The sequence below is a fragment of the Microlunatus sagamiharensis genome, from assembly GCF_900105785.1.
Lineage (GTDB): Bacteria > Actinomycetota > Actinomycetes > Propionibacteriales > Propionibacteriaceae > Microlunatus > Microlunatus sagamiharensis.
The window spans coordinates 2,626,337-2,644,375 of the sequence record NZ_LT629799.1 but is presented as its reverse complement, the minus strand read 5'-3'; the positions used below and the strand labels follow the sequence as shown (position 1 = coordinate 2,644,375).

Genomic DNA, 18,039 nt, shown 5'->3' with positions numbered 1-18,039 from the left:
CCCGGCCCGGAGGAGGCGGGGGCCGCTGACGATCAGGCCGAGGCGGAGACGGCCGCGGCACCCGTCGTGCGCGCGGAGGAGCCGAGGCCGCGGCTGTGGCCGCTGTTCGGCAGCGTCGCGCTGCTCGGGCTCGGCCTCGACGTCGTCACCAAGGTGGAGGCGGTCGACCGCCTCGAGCCGAACGTCCCGATGCAGGTCCTCGGACCGGTGCTCAGCCTGCGGCTGATCCGCAACCCGGGCGCCGCGTTCAGCCAGGGCGAGGGCTTCACCTGGGTCTTCGCCGTCGCCGCGCTGCTCGTGGTCGCCTTCGTGCTGATCAGGCTGGTGCCCAAGCTCGGCCACGTCGGCTGGGCCGTCGCGCTGGGGCTGCTGGTCGCCGGCGTCACCGGCAACCTCGTCGACCGGCTTTTCCGGGCGCCGGGCCCCTTCCGCGGGCACGTGGTCGACTTCCTCCAGCTGCCCCACTGGCCGATCTTCAACGTGGCGGACATGTGCATCACCGTCGCCGCGGTGATGGTCGTGGTGCTGTCGATCTTCCGCAACGTCGGCATCGACGGCCGCAAGCCCGAGGCGGAGACGCGGACGGGCCGGCGACGCCGGGCGGACCGTGGCTGAGCCGAAGATCCTGCTCGTGCCCGACGGGCTCGAGGGCGAGCGCGTCGACGCCGTCCTCGCCCGGGTGCTGGGCCTGTCCCGCGGTCGCAGCGCCGACCTGATCGCCGCCGGCCGCGTACGCCTGGACGGGGCCGAGGTCGCCAAGTCCGAGCGCGCCCGCGGCGGCGCGATGCTCGAGGTCGAGCTCGACGAGGAGCCCGCCGGTCCGGCGGTCGTCGCGCGCGCCGTCCCCGGGCTGACGATCCTCCACGAGGACGCCGACCTGGTCGTGGTCGACAAGCCGTCCGGCGTGGCCGCCCACCCGAGCCTGGGCTGGGACGGGCCCGACGTGCTCGGAGCCCTGGCCGCCGCCGGCGTCTCGATCGCGACCTCCGGCGCGGCCGAGCGGCGCGGCATCGTCCAGCGCCTCGACGTCGGCACCTCGGGGCTGATGGTCGTGGCCAAGAGCGAGCACGCCTACTCGGTGCTCAAGCGCGCCTTCAAGTCGCGCTCGGTGACGAAGACCTACCACGCCCTCGTCCAGGGCCACCCGGACCCGTTCACGGGGACGATCGACGCGCCGATCGCCCGGCACCCGGGCTCGGAGTGGCGCATGGCCGTGGTCGCCGGCGGCCGTCCCAGCGTCACGCACTACGACACCGTCGACGCCTTCGTCGGCACCACGCTGCTGCAGGTCGGCCTCGAGACGGGCCGCACGCACCAGATCCGCGTGCACATGGCGGCCATCCACCACCCGTGCGTGGGCGACCCGACCTACGGCTCCGACCCGGTCCTCGCCGCGCGGCTCGGGCTCGAGCGCCAGTGGCTGCACGCGGTCCGGCTCGGTTTCGTGCACCCGGGGACGGGCGAGCCGGTCGAGTTCGAGTCGCCCTACCCGGCCGATCTCGCGCGGGCGCTGGAGATCGTCGCCTCGGCCTGACCGTCCGGCCCGGCCCCGAGCCGGACCGTCGTGGTGGCGCGTGCCAGCACGACCGGGTCGTGCGAGGCGACCAGCACCGCCGAATCTTCACCCGTCGCCCGCGCGAGCGCCTCGACCACGCGTGCGGCCGAGGCCTCGTCCTGCTGGGAGGTCGGCTCGTCGAGCACGAGCACGGGCGAGTGCCCGACCAGCGCCCGGGCGAGCGACGCCCGCTGGCGCTCGCCGCCGGACAGGACCCCGGCCGGGGTCGCGAGCTGGGCGCCGAGGCCGAGCCCGGTGCAGAGCGCGCCCACCTCGTCCGCGTCGACCTCGAGGCCGCGCAGGGCGGCGGCCAGGGCGACGTTCTCGGCGACGGTCATGGTCTCGACCAGGTTGGCGCGCTGGAGGGCGTACGCGAGCCAGCGCCGCCGGTGCGCGGCGCGGTCGGTCCGGTCCATCGGGGCCCACGCCGTGCCGCCGACCTCGACGCGCCCGTCCAGCGGGTCGACCAGGCCGGCGACGAGGGTCAGCAGGGTCGACTTGCCGCTGCCGGAGGGCCCGCTGAGCGCGGTCCACGACCCCGGGTCCAGGCGCAGGTCGAGCGCGTCGACGAGCACGCGCCCACCCCAGCCCGCACGGACACCGCTCAGCGTCACCAGGGGACCGCCGTCGACTACCGCAGGGGGAGCCGGTCGGTCCTGCGGGGCCAGGGGTGCCGCGGGAGCCGACCGCGGGCGCAGGACCAGGCCGTCCCGGGCCAGGGCCGCCGACCAGCTCGTCGGCCGTCCGCCCGCGCCCAGCAGCTCGGCCGGCAGGCGCACCCACCCCCGGCTGTCGGCGACCAGGTCCGGCCCGCCGGTGCCGGCGCCCGCGGGCACCCACTCCTCGGCGAGCCGTCCGTCGCGCAGCCGCACGGCGCGGTCGACGAAGGCGTACGAGCGCGGGTCGTGGCTCACCAGGACGACGCCGGTGCCGTCCGCCGCCACCGCCTCCAGCAGGCCGTAGACCTCGCGGGCGGCGTCGTCGTCGAGCTCGCCGGTCGGCTCGTCGGCGAGGACCAGGGCCGGTGCGTGCGCGACCGCGGCGCACAGCGCGACCCGCTGCGCCTCGCCGCCCGAGAGGCGGCGCACGTCGGCCCCGGCCAGGGATGCGAGCCCCAGCCGCTCGAGCGTGACGTCCGCGCGGCGGCGGGCGGCGGCGGCCCGGGTGCCGGTGAGGCGGAGCTGGAGGGCGACGTTGTCGCGGACGTCGAGCTCGGGCAGCAGGTTGCGCCGCGCGTGCTGGTCGACGAAGCCGATCGCCGTGCTCCGCCACCGGCGCCGGGCGGCCTCGTCCATCGCGTGCACGGCCGTACCGCCCACCTGCACGCGTCCGGCGAGCACCGGCTGGTCGCCGGTGACGACCCGCAGCAGCGTCGACTTGCCCGACCCGTTGGGGCCGGCGAGCAGCAGGCGCTCGCCCGCGCCGAGCGTGAGGTCGGCGCCGCGCAGCGCCATGACGGGTTCCGGACCGCTGCGGTGCGCGACGAACACGTCGGTCACCTCGACGACCGGTGGCGCGCCCTCGACGCCCGTCACCGCAGGTCCAGCTCGGGGGCGGCCAGGCGCGCCTCGCGCAGGGCCAGCGTCGCCGTGGCGGTCGCAGCCGCGACGGTGACCAGCGCGGCGGCGGCGACGACGAGCGCGGTCGCGGCCGAGGCGAGGACGACCTGCAGGGGCGGCTCGAGGGGGCGGCCGTCCGGCCCGGAGGCGAGGAGCCGGCCGGTCGCCAGGGCGAGACCCGCGCCGCCCGCGACCCCGAGCGGCAGCCCGACGGCCAGGACGAGGGCGGCGCGGGCCAGCAGCACCCGCCGCAGCGCACCGGGCGCCACGCCGTCGACCTCCAGGGCGAACAGGTCGGCCGCCGCGGCCTCGCGGTCGCCCCGCACGCCGCCGACGACCGCGACCAGCGCCAGGAGCAGGGCGACCAGGCCGGCCGCGCCGAGCAGGGTCACGAAGCCGCGGGTCACCGGGTCGTCGGCGTAGGTCCGGGCGAGCGCGTCGCGGTCCTGGAGCGTCGCGGCGGAGGCGGTGGCGTCGAGCTCGCCGCGGACCGCCGGGCCGCCCGGACCGGGTGCCGAGACCCAGACCTGCAGGACCGGGGCGGTGCCCGGCGCCTCCCGGTCGACGAGGGCCGCGACGGCGCTGCGGTCGGCGACCACGAAGCGCGCGGGCAGCGTCGGCATCCGGTCCAGCACCGCCACCACGCGGACCGGCACCGTCGTCTGGTTGACCGTGATGCCGAAGGTCCCGCGGCTGCCCGCGCGGGCGGCCGTGACGGGGTCGACGGCGACCGGGAGGACCGGCCGCTCGGCGGGCGGGACCCAGGAGGGCAGCAGCACGGCCCGCGCGTCGCGGATCTGGTAGCGCGCCGCCAGACCCGCGCCGTCGCCCCGCACCTCGACGGAGTCGGCACCCCAGTCGGACCACGACCACGGGAACGACCGGCCGTCGGCGCGCGCGCCACCGAGCAGCAGCGTCCCCGACGGCAGCGGCCGGTCGGTGCTGCCCTCGCCGATGCCGTGCTGGCGGAACGTCAGGTGGTCGGCCGACTCCCCGATCTCCAGCGCGCGCACGGTCTGCGCCGCGCCGCCCCCGAGCTCGGCGTACGCCTCGTCGGGTCCGCGCTGCCGGAGCGCGACCCCGCGCTCCTGGCCGTCGGGCCCGGCGAGCCAGAGCCGCAGGGTCACGTCGGCGTCGAGCCCGCGCACGTCGAGGACGAGCTCCTGGGTGCCGGCGGGGACCACGGGCGCCACGACCGCGGACCCGGCGCCCGGTGCGCGGAGCCGGTCGGCGACCTCCGCGGCACTGGCACTGCTCCCGGTGACCGTGGACCAGCGGTGCACCAGCGGCAGCACGGCGGGGTCGACGCCGGCCAGGGGCAGCGTGGTCGCGCCGCTGCTGCCGGCGAAGGCACCCACGGTCGTGGTGGTCACCCCGGACACGACGGCGCCGGGGTCGAGCGCGGTGAGCCGCGCGGCGTCGACGACGGTGGCGGGCAGCTGCACCTGGGTGCCGGGGGAGACCCGCAGGTCGAGCGGCACCGCGTACGCGGCCCGGTCCTCCGCGGACCGCTGGGTGGAGGACGACCAGGAGACGGCCAGGAAGGCCGTCGCCAGCGTCGCGGCGAGGAAGCCGGCGGTCAGGCTGGGCAGCAGCGGCCGGCGCGCGGCGAGGAGCGTGACGCGGCGCAGCGGTCGGCGCGCCGCCCGGGCGCGGCGCTGCAGCAGGGCCACGACGGGGCTCCACGTCAGGACGCCGACGACGCCGACGGCCAGGGTGAGCGCGACCAGGGCGGCGACCGGGAGCGGTGCCCTCGGGTCGTCGGTCGGCCGGACCAGCGCGAGCGCCCCCAGGCCCGCGGCCAGCAGCACGAGGGCCGCGAGCCCGAGGCGGAGCGTCCGGCCGCGGACGGGTGGCCCGACCGTGAGCAGCACGCTGCCGAGCACGGCCGCGACGGCCAGCGCGAGCACCGCCGGCCAGGCGGCGGCCAGCGCTCCCGGGACGAGTGCCCTGGACACGACGACGGCTGACACGACGGCCAGGACGACGCCGGCGAGGACGGCCAGCCCGGACTGCAGCGCCGCGACCGCGACCACCTGGGCCGGACGGGCGCCGCGGCGGCCGAGCAGGGTCCCGTGCTGGCGCGCCGGCGCGCGCCGGGCGGCGGCGAGCATCAGGCAGAAGCCGAGCTGGAGCGCCCCGGCCCCGACCCCCAGCACCGAGAAGCGCGCCGCCGAGTCCTCGCCGCGCGCCGCCGCGTCGAGGACCGCGGCGCTCGGCCAGACGACGTTCAGAGGGCCGGAGGTGAGGCTCACCTCCTCGGCGGCGCGGTCCAGGGCCGCGGCGAACGAGGCCGGCCCGGTCGCGGCGACGACGGCGGGGTCGAGCGGGGTGAACCAGGCCAGGTTGCGGCCGTAGAGCGTGAGGGGCTCGAGGTCGGCCATGGCCGCGGGGTCGGACCCGAGCAGCAGGGGCTGGGACGGCGCGACCAGACCGAGCCCGACGAGCCGCGGCTCCCGCAGGGTCGCCGTCCCGGTGACGACGAGCCCGAGCGTGCGGGCGGGCCCGTTGAGCCCGGGCAGCGCCGCCGTGCCGGCGGCGCCCTCGCTGCTGACGGCCAGCACCTCGCAGGCGTCGGGGGAGCAGCGTGAGGGCAGCCGGCCGGAGTCCAGCGTCACGGCGTCGGCCAGCGGGTCGAGCGCGGCGACCGTGGTGTCGGTGCCCTGCAGCGACAGCGCGCGGAAGGCCAGGGCCCGGGTGGGCGACGGCAGGCCCGCGCGGGCGAGCGCGGTCTCGACCTGGGTCGAGGTGGCGGTCAGGTCCGGCCCGCGCAGGTCGCGCGAGGTGACGGCGAGGACGCCGCGCGAGGCGTCGGGGACGGCGACCACCGCCTGCTCGACGGCACCGGTCGCGGCACGCTCCTGCAGGCCAGCCGCAGCCAGCGGCATCACGGCGGCGAGGGCGGCACCGAGGGCGAGGAGCAGCCACGGCCCGGGGCGGTGGCGCACCCCGGCCCACGCCAGCGCGAGCTCGCCCACCTGCGCCCCCTCCGCCGTCTCCTGCGCCCTCGCGGTGATCCAACCACCATCGGCGACCCGCTGGTGAGACTCCGGCAGGCACGGGGCGTGACGCCGCAGCCCCGCGGACGGCAGCCGGCGCCGGGACGGTCCGGCAGGTGGTCGTGGAGACGGTCGCCGCCGCCGACCTCCGTGTCGGCGTCGTGGACGGGCGCCTGCAGACGACGTCGCCCACCGCCTCCGGGCGGCTGCTCCCGGCGCCGTCGCCCTCCTGAGCAGGCCCTGTGCAACCGTTCCCGGGGGCGCCCGGACGGCGACCGGCGGGCCGCCCGGGGTCGGCTAGGGTCGACGCGTGCGGAGAGCCAACATCGTGTGCACGCTCGGACCGGCCGCTGAGGCTCCCGAGCGTTTGATCGAGCTCGTCGAGGCGGGCATGGACGTGGCCCGGCTCAACATGAGCCACGGCGGCTACGAGGAACACCTCATGCGGCTGGAGAACACCCGGGCGGCGGCCAAGGCCGTCGGCCGGCCGGTCGGCGTCCTCGCCGACCTCCAGGGCCCGAAGATCCGGCTCGGCCGCTTCGCGAACGGTCCGGAGCACCTCGAGGTCGGGGCGCGATTCACCATCACCGTCGACGACGTCCAGGGCGACGTGTCGCGCTGCGGGACGACGTACAAGGGCCTGCCCGGCGACGTCTCGCCCGGCGACCTGATCCTCGTCGACGACGGCAAGCTGACGCTCAAGGCCGTCGAGGTCACCGACACCGACGTGGTCACCGAGGTCGTCGTGGGCGGCCCGGTCAGCAACAACAAGGGCCTCAACCTCCCCGGCGTCGCGATGAGCGTGCCGGCGATGAGCGAGAAGGACTCCGACGACCTGCGCTGGGCGTTGCGCAACAACGTCGACATGATCGCGCTGTCCTTCGTGCGCAGCGCGCAGGACGTCAAGCTCGTCCACCAGATCATGGACGAGGAGGGCCGCCGGGTCCCCGTCATCGCCAAGATCGAGAAGCCGCAGGCCGTCGAGAACCTCGACGAGATCGTCGACGCCTTCGACGCGATCATGGTCGCCCGCGGCGACCTCGGCGTCGAGCTCCCGCTCGAGGAGGTGCCGCTGGTCCAGAAGCAGATCGTCACCGCGGCCCGCCGCTGGGCCAAGCCGGTGATCGTCGCGACGCAGATGCTCGAGTCCATGATCAGCGCGCCGCGCCCGACCCGCGCCGAGGCCTCCGACGTCGCCAACGCGATCCTCGACGGCGCCGACGCGGTCATGCTCTCCGGCGAGACCAGCGTGGGCGACTATCCCGTGGTCACGGTCCAGACGATGGCGCGGATCGTCGAGAACACCGAGAAGCACGGCCTCGGGCAGATCAGCGACGTCGACTGGGACCCGCACACGACCAGCGGCGTGATCACGCTGTCGGCCGAGCAGGTCGCACACCGCCTCGGCGCGAAGTACCTCGTCGCCTTCACGCACTCCGGCGACTCGGCCCGCCGCCTCGCGCGGCTCCGCTCCGAGATCCCGATCCTCGCCTTCACCCCGATCGAGCAGACCCAGGCCGAGCTCACGCTCACCTGGGGCGTCGAGACCTTCCTCGTGCCCATGGTCGGCCACACCGACGAGATGATCCGCCAGGTCGACCTGGCCCTCACCCAGTCGGGCCTGATCAGCGAGGGCGAGCTGGTGATCATCGTCGCCGGCTCCCCGCCCGGGGTCAGCGGCCACACGAACATGATCCGGGTGCGCCGGATCGGGGCGCCGCTCTGATCTCCTCCTCGCGCCCGGCTTACGCCAGACGCTCCGGCCTGGCGGCCTCGCTCACAAGGCCCTGGTACGCACAAGGCCCCGACCTTCGCGGTCGGGGCCTTGTTCGTTCGGTCGTCCAGGCCGGAGCGGGCTCCAGCCTTGCCGACGCTCGGAGGGTGTTCCTCGCGCCAGGCTGCGTTGTCCTCCTCGCGCCCGGGCTGCGCCTGACGTCCGCGCCTTCCTCCCTCACTCACAAGGCCCCTCGACCCCGGTCGCACTCGCGACCGCGGTCGGGGGCCTTGCTCGTTCAGTCGTCCAGGCGCGAACCGGCTCCGCCCTGGCCGACGCTCGGAGGTGGGTTCCTCGCGCAAGCGCTCGGAACGTGGGGTGTCTGCCTCGCCTACGGGACCAGGACGAGGCGGACGGGGAGGTCCCAGGCGGTCTCGACCTCGCTGAGCGGGCGCTCCTCGAAGTCGACGGTCAGCTTGCCCTCGAGCGCGGCAGCGAACATCGCCTTCGTCGCCTCGCGGGTGAGCTCCAACGGAAAGCTGCCGATGCCGTGGCCGGAGAGCTCGATCGCGCTGCTGCGCAGGACCGCGGCGGGCACGGCGAGCTCGGCGCCGGCCAGGTTGCCGATGTTGACGAACCGCACGGGTCGGTGCGGGTCGACCTTGTTCGCGACGAGCGCGTCGAGGACGGCGCGGGCGGGGGCGCCCCAGAGGTAGTCGAGGACGATGTCGTACGCGCCGTCCGGACCGGCGGCCTCCGCCAGCGGGGCGGCCAGGTCGTCGGACAGGGTGACGGTGGCGTCGGCGCCCAGCTCGGCGGCCCGGGCGAGGCCCTCGGCGTTGCGGCCGAGGGCGACGACGCGGGCGGCGCCCTGCGCCTTGGCGGCCTGCACGGCCAGCAGGCCGGAGGTGCCGGTGGCGCCGATGATCAGTACGGTCCTGCCCTCGGCGCCGATCCGGCTGAGCGGGATCCAGGACGAGCCGGCGGGGTTGACCAGGGCGGCCGCGGTGGCCGACGACAGGCCCTCCGGCACGTCGACCCCGGCGCCCTGCGGCAGCGCGACGCGCTCGGCGAGCAGGCCGTACGGCGGCTGGGCGCCGGCGGCGTACACGCGGCGGCCGTCGGGGAGGCGGACGACGCCGTCGAGGCCGGGCACGAAGGGCGGCTTCGTCGTCGAGCTGTAGTGCCGCCCCGCCGCGATGGTCCGCACGATCACGTGGACGGCGGAGGCGAGCACCTCGGCCTCGACGCGGCCCTCGCCGACCACCGGGTCGGCGAACTCGTCGTAGCGGGGGACCTGGTCGGTGTCGTGGACGACGGCGGCCTTCATCAGCGCTCCTAAACCTTGGATGCATCAAGCTCTACTTGCCATGAGTGTCAGCATCAGGGTCTCGGAGGTATTCCCAGTCTCACGATCCCGTCGGCGTCCACCAGCGGCGCTCGCGGAACGGTCGACCACTCAACGCGCTCGCAAAGGCATCAAGACGCGCCGTACCACCATGTGTCGAGCGGGAGCGCAGCGCCCAGGTGCATCTCTCGGAGAAGTGTGGGGTGCGGGCTTCTGCCTGAAGTGATCACGTACCCTGCCACCTACCCCTATACAGCCGCAGCGGGAGACTAATCGGTGACTGAGATCTTGCGGGAGTACGACCTTGTGCATGCGTCGACTGCGGTACGGCAAGGTGACGTACTTGAAGCGGTCGACGCCAGCGCGTCTCTCTGGAAGCGCCACTTGTTAGTAATCACAGCCGACTGCGATCTCGCGCACGATAAAAACGCAGGGCGTATCACATGTGTACCCATACTCTCAAGTGATGAGTATCTACTACACCTACAGTTGCCAAAAATCCGTCGGCGCCTGCAACTAAAGATGCTTGGTAGTCTGCGATCCGCAGTCCCTCGTTCTCCACTTCAGGGCATCTCGAATGATCGCTTACAGGAGTGGACGAGCGAAAGCGAGCCCGAGTCGATCGCCACCGCGCTTGAGTTGAGCGAAGGTGAGCGGAAGAAGGCGTTCTCCCTTATCGCCGGGCTGCACAACCTTCGGGACGATGTTGATAATCTTGATGCGGCAGTCAATGCCATCGTGGCGGCCCAGCTATCACTTCCTAATGCACCATCCCGAAAGAACGTGCTTGCTTCGATCAAGGAGAGTCTGCGTTCGCCGTTCTCGCAACCACCCGGAGATGCCCTCTTCGTCTCGGCATTGGGACCTTCGCACGAGAATGGTTACTTCGTCTACCTCCGGCACCTTGAACAGGTCTACGAGCCAGAGATCGCGCTTCAGCCGACTCGACTCCAAAAATCTTACCGGCGTATCTCGCGTCTCAAGACGGAATACTCTCACGCGCTTGTTCAACGTTTCGGTCTCGTGTTCATGTCGATCGGGCTACCAGAAGAGTACGAGGAACTTCGCGATCTGCACTCGTCGGTTCTTCTAGAGAGGTATCAGTGAAGCCACTTATCACTACGATCGGCGCGCTGAAAGAACTAGCGACGGGCTTATCGCCAGACGCTATCGGTACGTCAAGTACGCTGCTACTTAGGACCGGCGCGCTGGTTGACTTTATCGTCGCGAGAGGTGACTCGATTTCTGGTCCGCGCGTCGTCGTCATGCGGCCATTGAATGAAGTAGAGGTGGTTGTTCCCGACGGCCTCGGTTCTTCGCGAGCTTCGGTATTGAGTCGGATGGCGTCTTTTGTCGAACGGGCACAAGCGCCTGGCGGAATTCAGCTACCGAGGAACTGGACCTCTTATAAGTACAACAGTTTGGTCGCCTTCTATGCTGATGCAAGATCGGACCCTAGGTCAACGCGCTGGATAGCCGAACCCCTCGCAGGCGAGCCGACTGATGTGGTCTTCTGGACGTCGACCGATAACGAGCGCGAACTTGACCTGGACAGATTCGCGCTCGTTCCGCGGGAGCTTCCAAAAGGCTGGGATCAAGACTTTAAGGGAGCCGTTCAGGAGGTAAATGCGCGGAGTGAACTTGAGGTCGTTAAACCAAATTCCGACGTCGAGATCTCGCTCGCCCCGATTGAGTCGTCTCTCACTAAGGGCTGGACGTACGACGAATGGCACGCAGCTATTAGTCGCGACCAGCGTCAGTTTGTCGACGCCCCTGTCGACAAGTCGATTCGACTAAGGGGTCCAGCCGGATCTGGAAAAACCCTCGCTCTGACACTAAAAGCGATCCGGGAAGTTACAAGTTCGAGATCTCGCGGATCGTCGCCTCGAGTGCTAATAGTGACCCACAGTTGGTCGCTCGCGGCTCAGATCTCGAACTCGATCGATTCCATCAATGGCGCACCAATTCCAGAGATCGACGTCTTTCCACTACTCGAGATCGCCCGCACCCTGTCGCCCCAATATGTCAACGACGAATCTGGTTTTAGTCTGATCGGTGAAGATAGCTTCAGTGGAAAGCAGGCCCAACTCGATGAGATCCTGGACGTCCTTACTGAGTTCAAGGAGACGGATTGGGTAACCTTCCGGGCGCAAGCCTCGGAGGTGCTGCGGCGTCGAATCGACTCCGAGGACATCGACGATCGGTTCGCGCTCGCCTGGGATCTGTCAATTGAGTTCGGTTCAGTCATCGGCGCCTCGGCGATCTTCCCAGGAGTGGGTGCAGAACTCCGGTATCTGCAACTTTCGCGAGCGACCTGGATGTTGCCACTTGAGTCTCCTGGCGATCTTAAAGTCGTCTACGCCATATACTCCCGGTACGTTGAGAGCCTCGATCGGCGAGCGCTTCTAACCTCTGACCAAGTTCTCGTTGACCTTCTGAGCCACCTTGAGACTCACTCGTGGAATCGAAGCCGTAGAAGCCAAGGCTACGATCTACTGTTTGTTGATGAGTTCCATCTCTTCAGTCCACTCGAGCGCCAAGTCCTCCACTATCTTTCTAGAGATACATCAATTTATCCTCGTGTATTCATGGCTGTTGATCCTCGTCAATCACCATCTGAAGCCTTCATCGGGGTGGCGGCGGACGAAACTCGGTCTTCCTCCGCAAGCGATGAGCTATTAGACGACGTTGCTCAGTATGAACTTACGACAGTTCACCGCTTCACACCTGAGATTCTTCGGTTGGTGAAACATGTCCACCACGAGTTCCCGACGCTAGACCTTGGCCACGATTGGGAGATCGATTTCTCGAATGTTGAATCCTCAAAGGAGAGTGGAGCCGTTCCTCGTCTGATCTGCGCAGGAACGGCCGCGGGTGAGGAAAGCGATATCGCGCGGGCGGTGCAGGAGTTATACCCCCGAGGTCGACTCGCGCTCGCCATCGTCGAGAGTAAGCAGTGGCGCAGATACAGCGCGCTTGCCGCACGACTCGGCGAATCGAAGAAGCACCATGTATCGACAATCACGAGTCGAGGAGACGTCGAAGCGCTAGCCAGTCGTGCCCGCGGGCTTGTGGTTGGTCCGGCTGAATACCTGGCCGGCCTGCAGTTTGACACAGTGCTTGTGGCTGGAATTCCTGACATGGGCGACAATTTCACGGCCCTGAGTGAAAAGAGTCGGCTTCTCTCATTGCTATATCTCGCCTTAAGCCGAGCCGAACGCGACGTACGTGTATTCACGAACAATGACGACGGCGGCGCCGTGAGCGTTCTTGACCGAGCCGTAGCCAACGGGCTACTTAAGAAGGAGCAAGGCTCTCAAGTTTGACGTCGTTGATGTGTGCTGCCCGTCCGCTCGGCATCTCCTAGTGCCGAGCGGACTGGCTCCATGTCGAATACTCAGATGAACGTGACGCCCTGCGCCAGCGGGAGCTGGCCGGAGTAGTTCACGGTCTGGGTGGAGGGGCGCATGTACGCCTTCCACGCGTCCGAGCCCGACTCGCGCCCGCCGCCGGTCTCCTTCTCACCACCGAAGGCGCCGCCGATCTCCGCGCCCGAGGTGCCGATGTTGACGTTGGCGATGCCGCAGTCGGAGCCGGCCGCGGACAGGAACCGCTCCGCCTCGCCCTGGTCGGTGGTGAAGATCGCCGACGAGAGTCCCTGCGGCACAGCGTTGTGCTCGGCGACCACCTCGTCGAGGTCGTCGTAGGTCATCACGTAGAGGATCGGCGCGAAGGTCTCCTCGTGCACGATCGCGGTCTGCGACGGCATCGAGACGACGGCCGGGCGCACGTAGTAGGCGTCCGGGTGCTCCTCGGCGAGCTCACGGTCACCGCCGACGAGGACGGTTCCGCCCTGCTCCTGCGCGGCGGCGAGCGCGGCCTGCTGCGCCTCGAAGGAGCGCTGGTTGACCAGCGGGCCGACGAGCACGCCCTCCTCGCGCGGGTCGCCCACGGCCAGCGACTCGTACGCGGCGACGACACGCTTGGTCAGCTGGTCGGCCACGGAGGAGTGCACGAACAGGCGGCGCAGCGTGGTGCAGCGCTGGCCGGCGGTGCCGGCCGCGGCGAAGACGACGCCGCGCAGCGCGAGGTCGAGGTCGGCCGACGGGGCGACGATGGCGCCGTTGTTGCCGCCGAGCTCGAGCAGGGTGCGCCCGAAGCGCTCCGCGACGACGGGGCCGACCTCGCGGCCCATCCGCACCGAGCCGGTGGCCGACACGAGGGCGACGCGGCGGTCGGCGACGAGGCGCTTGCTGCCCTCGGCGTCGGTGAGCAGCAGCTGGTGGATGCCCTCGGGGGCGCCGGACTCGGCGACCGCGCGGGCGAGCAGCGCGTCGACGGCGATCGCCGAGAGGCGGGTGACGTCGGCCGGCTTCCACACGACGGTGTCGCCGCAGACCAGGGCGAGGGCGGTGTTCCAGGCGTAGACCGCGACCGGGAAGTTGAAGGCGGAGATGACGCCGACGACGCCGAGCGGGTGCCAGACCTCCTGGAGGCGGTGGCCGGGACGCTCCGAGGGCATCGTCTTGCCGTACAGCTGGCGCGACTGGCCGACGGCCAGGTCGGCGATGTCGATCATCTCCTGGACCTCGCCGAGCGCCTCGGACGGCGTCTTGCCGACCTCGGCGGTCACCAGGGTCGCGAGGTGCGTCTTGTGCTCGGTGAGCAGCTCGCCCCAGCGCTTGACCAGCTGGCCGCGCACGGGCGCCGGGGTGTCGCGCCACGCGGGGAAGGCGGCAGCGGCCCGACCGATGGCGGCGTCGATGTCCTCGGCGCGGTCGAGGCGAGTGCCGACGAGCTGCTCGCCGGTGATCGGGCTGGCCACGGCCGTGCTGGTCTCCGGGTCGCCGCCGACGGCGCCCAGGTCGACGCCGCAGGCCTCGAGGGCGGCGCGGACGTCGGCGCTGAGGCTGCCCGAGATCGGGGCGCTGCTGCGGGCGAGGGTCTCGGTCATGCGGGTGCGTTCTCCTGGGTCTGGCTGAGCGGGACGGGCGTGGTGTCGATGCGGCTGCCCAGCGCGGCCTCCGCCTCGGCGAGCGAGGCGGCCTGCTGGGCGGCGTAGAGGTCGTTCGGGTCGGCGATGGCGATGCCCACGACCTCGCTGAGGCGCTCGAGGTCGTACGGGGTGCCGAGCTGCTCGTCGTCGCGCGAGCCCTCGTCGGTGAGGTTGGACTGGAAGATGCCGGCGGCGGAGCGGGGGAGGAAGTCCTCGTAGACGATCGGCTCGGCGACCAGCGCACCGCTGTCCAGCAGCTCCGCGAGCGGGACGCTCCCTGAGCCTGTCGAAGGGCGCACGGCGGCCGGGTCGCCCACCCGGAACCGGAAGAGCCCCAGCCCGGCGACGGCCAGGCCGGTCTCGGTCACGGGGAGGTTCTCGCGCCAGACCTCGGCGGCGACCTCGACGCGGGTGGTGCCCCTCGGCGCGTCGGCGAGGCGGCGATCGACCTCGATCGTCAGGTCGTCGTAGAGGTCGCGCCCGGCGACGGTCAGCGCGATGCCGCGCTGCTCGACCTCGCCGAAGCGCACGCGCAGCTCGCCGGTGGTGACGCTGCCGTCGGCCTCGCGGAACGTCCGGGGCTCGGCGAGAGCCTTGAACGACGTCTGGCGCAGCAGGACGTCGGGGCCCTCCCAGCCGGGCGGGCCCTGGATCTCGGCGATCATCGTGATGCCGCGGGCGGTCATGCGTGCGTACAGGTCGTCGATGTCGAGCACGCGCGGCGTCAGGTGGTTGATGTGCGTGGCCGGCACGCCGCCGATGTCGGCGGCGACGGCCGAGATCGCCTCGAGGTGGTCGTACCAGGCGCGCTCGATCGGCTCGGTGGAGAGCGCGAAGGACGCGGTCGCCAGCTCGAGGAGGCGGTCGGCGTCCGCGGCGGGCAGCCCGCCCTCGGCGACGGCCCGGTCGGCCAGGGCCAGCGCCTCGGGGGAGAAGAGCTCGCGGGCGGCGACGAACGCCTCCAGCCGCTCCTGCGTCGCCGCGTCGAAGAAGCGGCGGTCGTCGGTGACGAGCATCGAGGTGAAGACGCGGAACGGGTTGCGGGCCAGCTCGTCGGTGGCCACCGGGCGGAAGGCCGTCGAGACGACGGGCACCGAGCTCGACGAGGCGTCGCGCAGGTCGTAGAAGCCGACCGGGTGCATGCCGAAGCCGGCGAACAGCCGCGCCACCTGGGCCATCTCCGTCGGCGAGCCCACGCGGATGGCGCCGTGGCGCTCGGCGGTGACCCGGCCGATCGAGCCGAGGCGCTCGGCGTCGGCGCCGTGGGCGGCGACGAAGTCCTCGTTCACCGCGCGGGAGACGTCGACCAGCGTCGTGTACGCCGGGACCTCCTCGCCGTACAGGGTCGCGAGCGACACGGCGAACCGCGCCCGCAGCTCCCACTGCTCCACGTGCCCCGAGCCCGTCTTGACGCCCCCTGAGCCGGGCTCCACGCGCCCTGAGCCTGTCTCGACGCCCCCTGAGCCTGTCGAAGGGCTGCTACCCACGGTCACTCCTGTGATGGTCGATCGACTCAGATGATGTGGACCTCGGCGAGCAGCGCGTGCCCCTCCGGGTCGGGGTCGAACCGCGCCACGTCGAAGGGCGTGACGTCCAGGAACGGTTCGACACCACGGTAGAGGTCGCGGACGACTTCTCCAACCGCGGGTGCCTGCAAGAATCCGTGCCCGGAGAAGCCCGTGGCGTAGAAAAAGCCGTCGAGGTGCCGCGACGCGCCAATGATTGCGTTGTGGTCAGGGGTGTTCTCGTAGAGGCCGGCCCAGCCGCCCTCCAGCGGGCGTCCCGCCAGCGCCGGGGCGACGACCCCCGCGGCCTCGTCGAAGGCCGGCACCCACGCGTCGTCGAACATCCGGCCGAAGCCCTCGGGCTCGTCGGCGTTGGAGATGCCGAGCAGCATGCCGCCGGCGTAGTTGTGGAAGTAGAGCGTCGTCGACAGGTCGAGGGTGAAGGGCACCGTCGGGTACGGCCGGCCGCCCGGGTTGGCGCTGTCCGGCGTGAACCCGATCTGACGCCGCACCGGCACCACCGGCAGCGGGACGCCGGCCATCGCGCCGAGCTGCGCCGACCACGCGCCCGCCGCGACGACGACCGCGCCCGTCCGGATGGTTCCCCGGTCGGTCTCCACGGCCTCGACCGCGCCGCCGGACGTGTCGATCCCCGTGACCGTCACGCCCTCGTGGACCCGGCCGCCGAGGCTCGTGAGGGCGGTCGCGTACGCGGCGACGACCCGGGCGGGTTCGGCGTAGCCGTCGCGCGGGGAGAAGGACGCGCCGGTGAGGACGCTGGTGTCGACGAGCGGGTTGAGCCGGGCGACCTCCTCGAGGTCGATCATCCGTCCGCTCGCGCCGAGGCTCTGCTGCATGTCCGTGCTCGCCTCGACCGCCGCGACCTCGGCGTCGCTGCGGCACAGGAAGAGGTAGCCCACCTGGCGCAGGCCGATGTCGGTGGAGAAGCGCTCGGCGAAGCCCTCGTAGGTCTCGAGGCTCCGCTTCCCGAGCAGCACGTTGCCCGGGTCGGAGAAGGTGGCGCGCACGCCGCCGAGCGGCTTGGCCGACGAGCCGGAGCCGAGCGTGCCCTGCTCGAGCACGACGACGTCGCGCACGCCGGCCTCGGCCAGGTGGAAGGCGATGCTCGTGCCCATCACGCCGCCGCCGACGACGACGACCTCGGCGTGGGCGGGCAGCGGGGCGCGGGAGGTGGCGGGCGAGGTCATGGCCCCCTCAGTCTCGCGTGCGGTCGGTGTTCAGGACAATCGACACCTGCTCGACGTTCCGTTGAGCTCTCCTGCACGACACTGGTCGGATGAGGTGGACGCTCGACCAGCTGCGCACCCTTGTCGCCGTCGCCGACGAGGGCACGATGAGCGGCGCCGCCGCCATGCTCGGCTACACGACGGGTGCGGTCTCCCAGCAGATGGCGGCCCTCGGTCGGGCGGTGGGGCGGACGCTCTTCCTGCGCGACGGTTCACGCCTGGTGCTGTCCGACGACGGGCGGGTGCTCCTCGCGCAGGCGCGGCTCGTGCTCGAGGCGGAGAGCCGCGCCGCCGCCGTCGTGCGCGGGCCGTCGCCGGCCGCCGCCGTCCGGCTCGGCGTGTTCGGCTCGGCCGCCGTGGTCGGGCTGCCGGCGGCCCGGGCCCTGCTCCTCGACGACGCGACCGTCGCGCTGCAGGCCGTCGAGGTCGACGTCGAGGCGATGCCCGACGCGGTCCTGCGCGACGAGATCGACCTCGCCCTCGGCCTCGACTACTCCGACGCCCCGCTCCCGCCGCGGCGCGGGCTGGACGTGGCCCGGCTGCACCGCGAGCGCTTCCTGCTCGTGCTGCCGCCCGGCGCGACGCCGGACCCGGCCTCGGACGAGGAGGTCCGCGCGTACGCCGACGCGACCGACTGGATCCTGCCGCCGCCGACCTCGACGTTCGGCCGGGCGGTGCGCACCGCCTGCGCCCGGGCCGGGATCGCGCCGCGCGAGCGGCACCTCGTCACCGACACGGCGGTGTCGATCGCCCTGGCCGAGTCGGGGCTGGGCATCACCCTGGTCACCCCGCTGATGCTGGCGATGCGCGCCGCCACCGCACCGACCGTGCCGCTGCCCGGACCCTCGACCCGCGACGTCGTGGCCCTGACCCGGACCTCCGCGCTGGAGCGTCCTGGCGTCGTCCGCGTCCGCTCGGCACTGGTCGAGGGCTTCGCCCGCGAAAACTTCTCGGCTGAGGTGTAACGCCGGCCGTGCGACGGGCGATAGGTCCGTCGAGAGGCAGCGACTACCTGAACCCCCGAGCAGGCATTCGCTGCCTCTTGTCATGCCCGGACCCGGATGTCGCCCCGGTGCGTGCCGGTACCCGTTGACAAGGTCGACGGCCGTCGACGCC

General features: G+C 71.8%; 12 protein-coding genes. 6 read left to right on the top strand and 6 right to left on the bottom strand.

All coding sequences use genetic code 11. The features are described 5' to 3' along the window. The first annotated feature begins 66 nt into the window (after window positions 1–66). Both lspA and BLU42_RS12020 read left to right on the top strand, forming a co-directional pair. Window positions 67–615, top strand: coding sequence for a signal peptidase II (lspA, locus tag BLU42_RS12025; RefSeq protein ID WP_231918118.1), 549 nt, complete (start codon window positions 67–69; stop codon window positions 613–615). Then, window positions 608–1,534 (top strand): RluA family pseudouridine synthase, encoded by a 927-nt coding sequence (locus BLU42_RS12020; RefSeq protein WP_091074681.1) that lies wholly within the window; start codon window positions 608–610, stop codon window positions 1,532–1,534. The genes lspA and BLU42_RS12020 overlap by 8 nt, the downstream gene beginning before the upstream one ends. Here the strand turns inward: BLU42_RS12020 and BLU42_RS12015 are convergent. Next, complete coding sequence (locus BLU42_RS12015; protein ID WP_091074679.1) at window positions 1,486–3,090, bottom strand: ATP-binding cassette domain-containing protein; 1,605 nt, start codon at window positions 3,088–3,090, stop codon at window positions 1,486–1,488. The two genes, BLU42_RS12020 and BLU42_RS12015, sit on opposite strands and share 49 nt — an antisense overlap. Continuing rightward, complete coding sequence (locus tag BLU42_RS12010) at window positions 3,087–6,092, bottom strand: hypothetical protein (RefSeq protein ID WP_091074677.1); 3,006 nt, start codon at window positions 6,090–6,092, stop codon at window positions 3,087–3,089. The genes BLU42_RS12015 and BLU42_RS12010 overlap by 4 nt, the downstream gene beginning before the upstream one ends. A 331-nt stretch (window positions 6,093–6,423) precedes the next feature. Between BLU42_RS12010 and pyk the strand changes: the two genes are divergently transcribed. Next, window positions 6,424–7,839: a pyruvate kinase gene (gene pyk / locus BLU42_RS12005; protein ID WP_091074675.1), complete on the top strand. Its 1,416-nt coding sequence runs from the start codon at window positions 6,424–6,426 to the stop codon at window positions 7,837–7,839. A gap of 379 nt (window positions 7,840–8,218) precedes the next feature. Here the strand turns inward: pyk and BLU42_RS12000 are convergent, their stop codons facing one another. After that, the gene (locus BLU42_RS12000; RefSeq protein WP_091074673.1) at window positions 8,219–9,157 is read right to left on the bottom strand and encodes a quinone oxidoreductase family protein; all 939 of its coding nucleotides are present in this window, start codon (window positions 9,155–9,157) and stop codon (window positions 8,219–8,221) included. Between the two features lie 294 nt (window positions 9,158–9,451). Here BLU42_RS12000 and BLU42_RS20635 point away from each other — a divergent pair, with 294 nt between their 5' ends. Together BLU42_RS20635 and BLU42_RS20630 are read left to right on the top strand one after the other, a co-directional pair. After that, the gene (locus BLU42_RS20635; protein WP_157719954.1) at window positions 9,452–10,282 is read left to right on the top strand and encodes a hypothetical protein; all 831 of its coding nucleotides are present in this window, start codon (window positions 9,452–9,454) and stop codon (window positions 10,280–10,282) included. A gap of 182 nt (window positions 10,283–10,464) precedes the next feature. Continuing rightward, complete coding sequence (locus BLU42_RS20630) at window positions 10,465–12,501, top strand: UvrD-helicase domain-containing protein (protein WP_157719953.1); 2,037 nt, start codon at window positions 10,465–10,467, stop codon at window positions 12,499–12,501. Between the two features lie 71 nt (window positions 12,502–12,572). On the opposite strand, the gene amaB is transcribed toward BLU42_RS20630, so the two are convergent. The 3 genes from amaB to BLU42_RS11985 all read right to left on the bottom strand — a co-directional run bounded on the left by amaB (window position 12,573) and on the right by BLU42_RS11985 (window position 16,884). Beyond that, complete coding sequence (gene amaB / locus BLU42_RS11995; RefSeq protein WP_091074671.1) at window positions 12,573–14,129, bottom strand: L-piperidine-6-carboxylate dehydrogenase; 1,557 nt, start codon at window positions 14,127–14,129, stop codon at window positions 12,573–12,575. Beyond that, window positions 14,126–15,604, bottom strand: a complete 1,479-nt coding sequence (gene hglS, locus BLU42_RS11990) for a 2-oxoadipate dioxygenase/decarboxylase (RefSeq protein WP_231918117.1) — start codon at window positions 15,602–15,604, stop codon at window positions 14,126–14,128. The genes amaB and hglS overlap by 4 nt, the downstream gene beginning before the upstream one ends. Window positions 15,605–15,684: 80 nt before the next feature. Then, window positions 15,685–16,884, bottom strand: coding sequence for an NAD(P)/FAD-dependent oxidoreductase (locus BLU42_RS11985; RefSeq protein ID WP_091074669.1), 1,200 nt, complete (start codon window positions 16,882–16,884; stop codon window positions 15,685–15,687). Between the two features lie 89 nt (window positions 16,885–16,973). Between BLU42_RS11985 and BLU42_RS11980 the strand changes: the two genes are divergently transcribed. Then, the gene (locus BLU42_RS11980) at window positions 16,974–17,888 is read left to right on the top strand and encodes a LysR family transcriptional regulator (protein ID WP_091074667.1); all 915 of its coding nucleotides are present in this window, start codon (window positions 16,974–16,976) and stop codon (window positions 17,886–17,888) included. Window positions 17,889–18,039 lie beyond the last annotated feature (151 nt).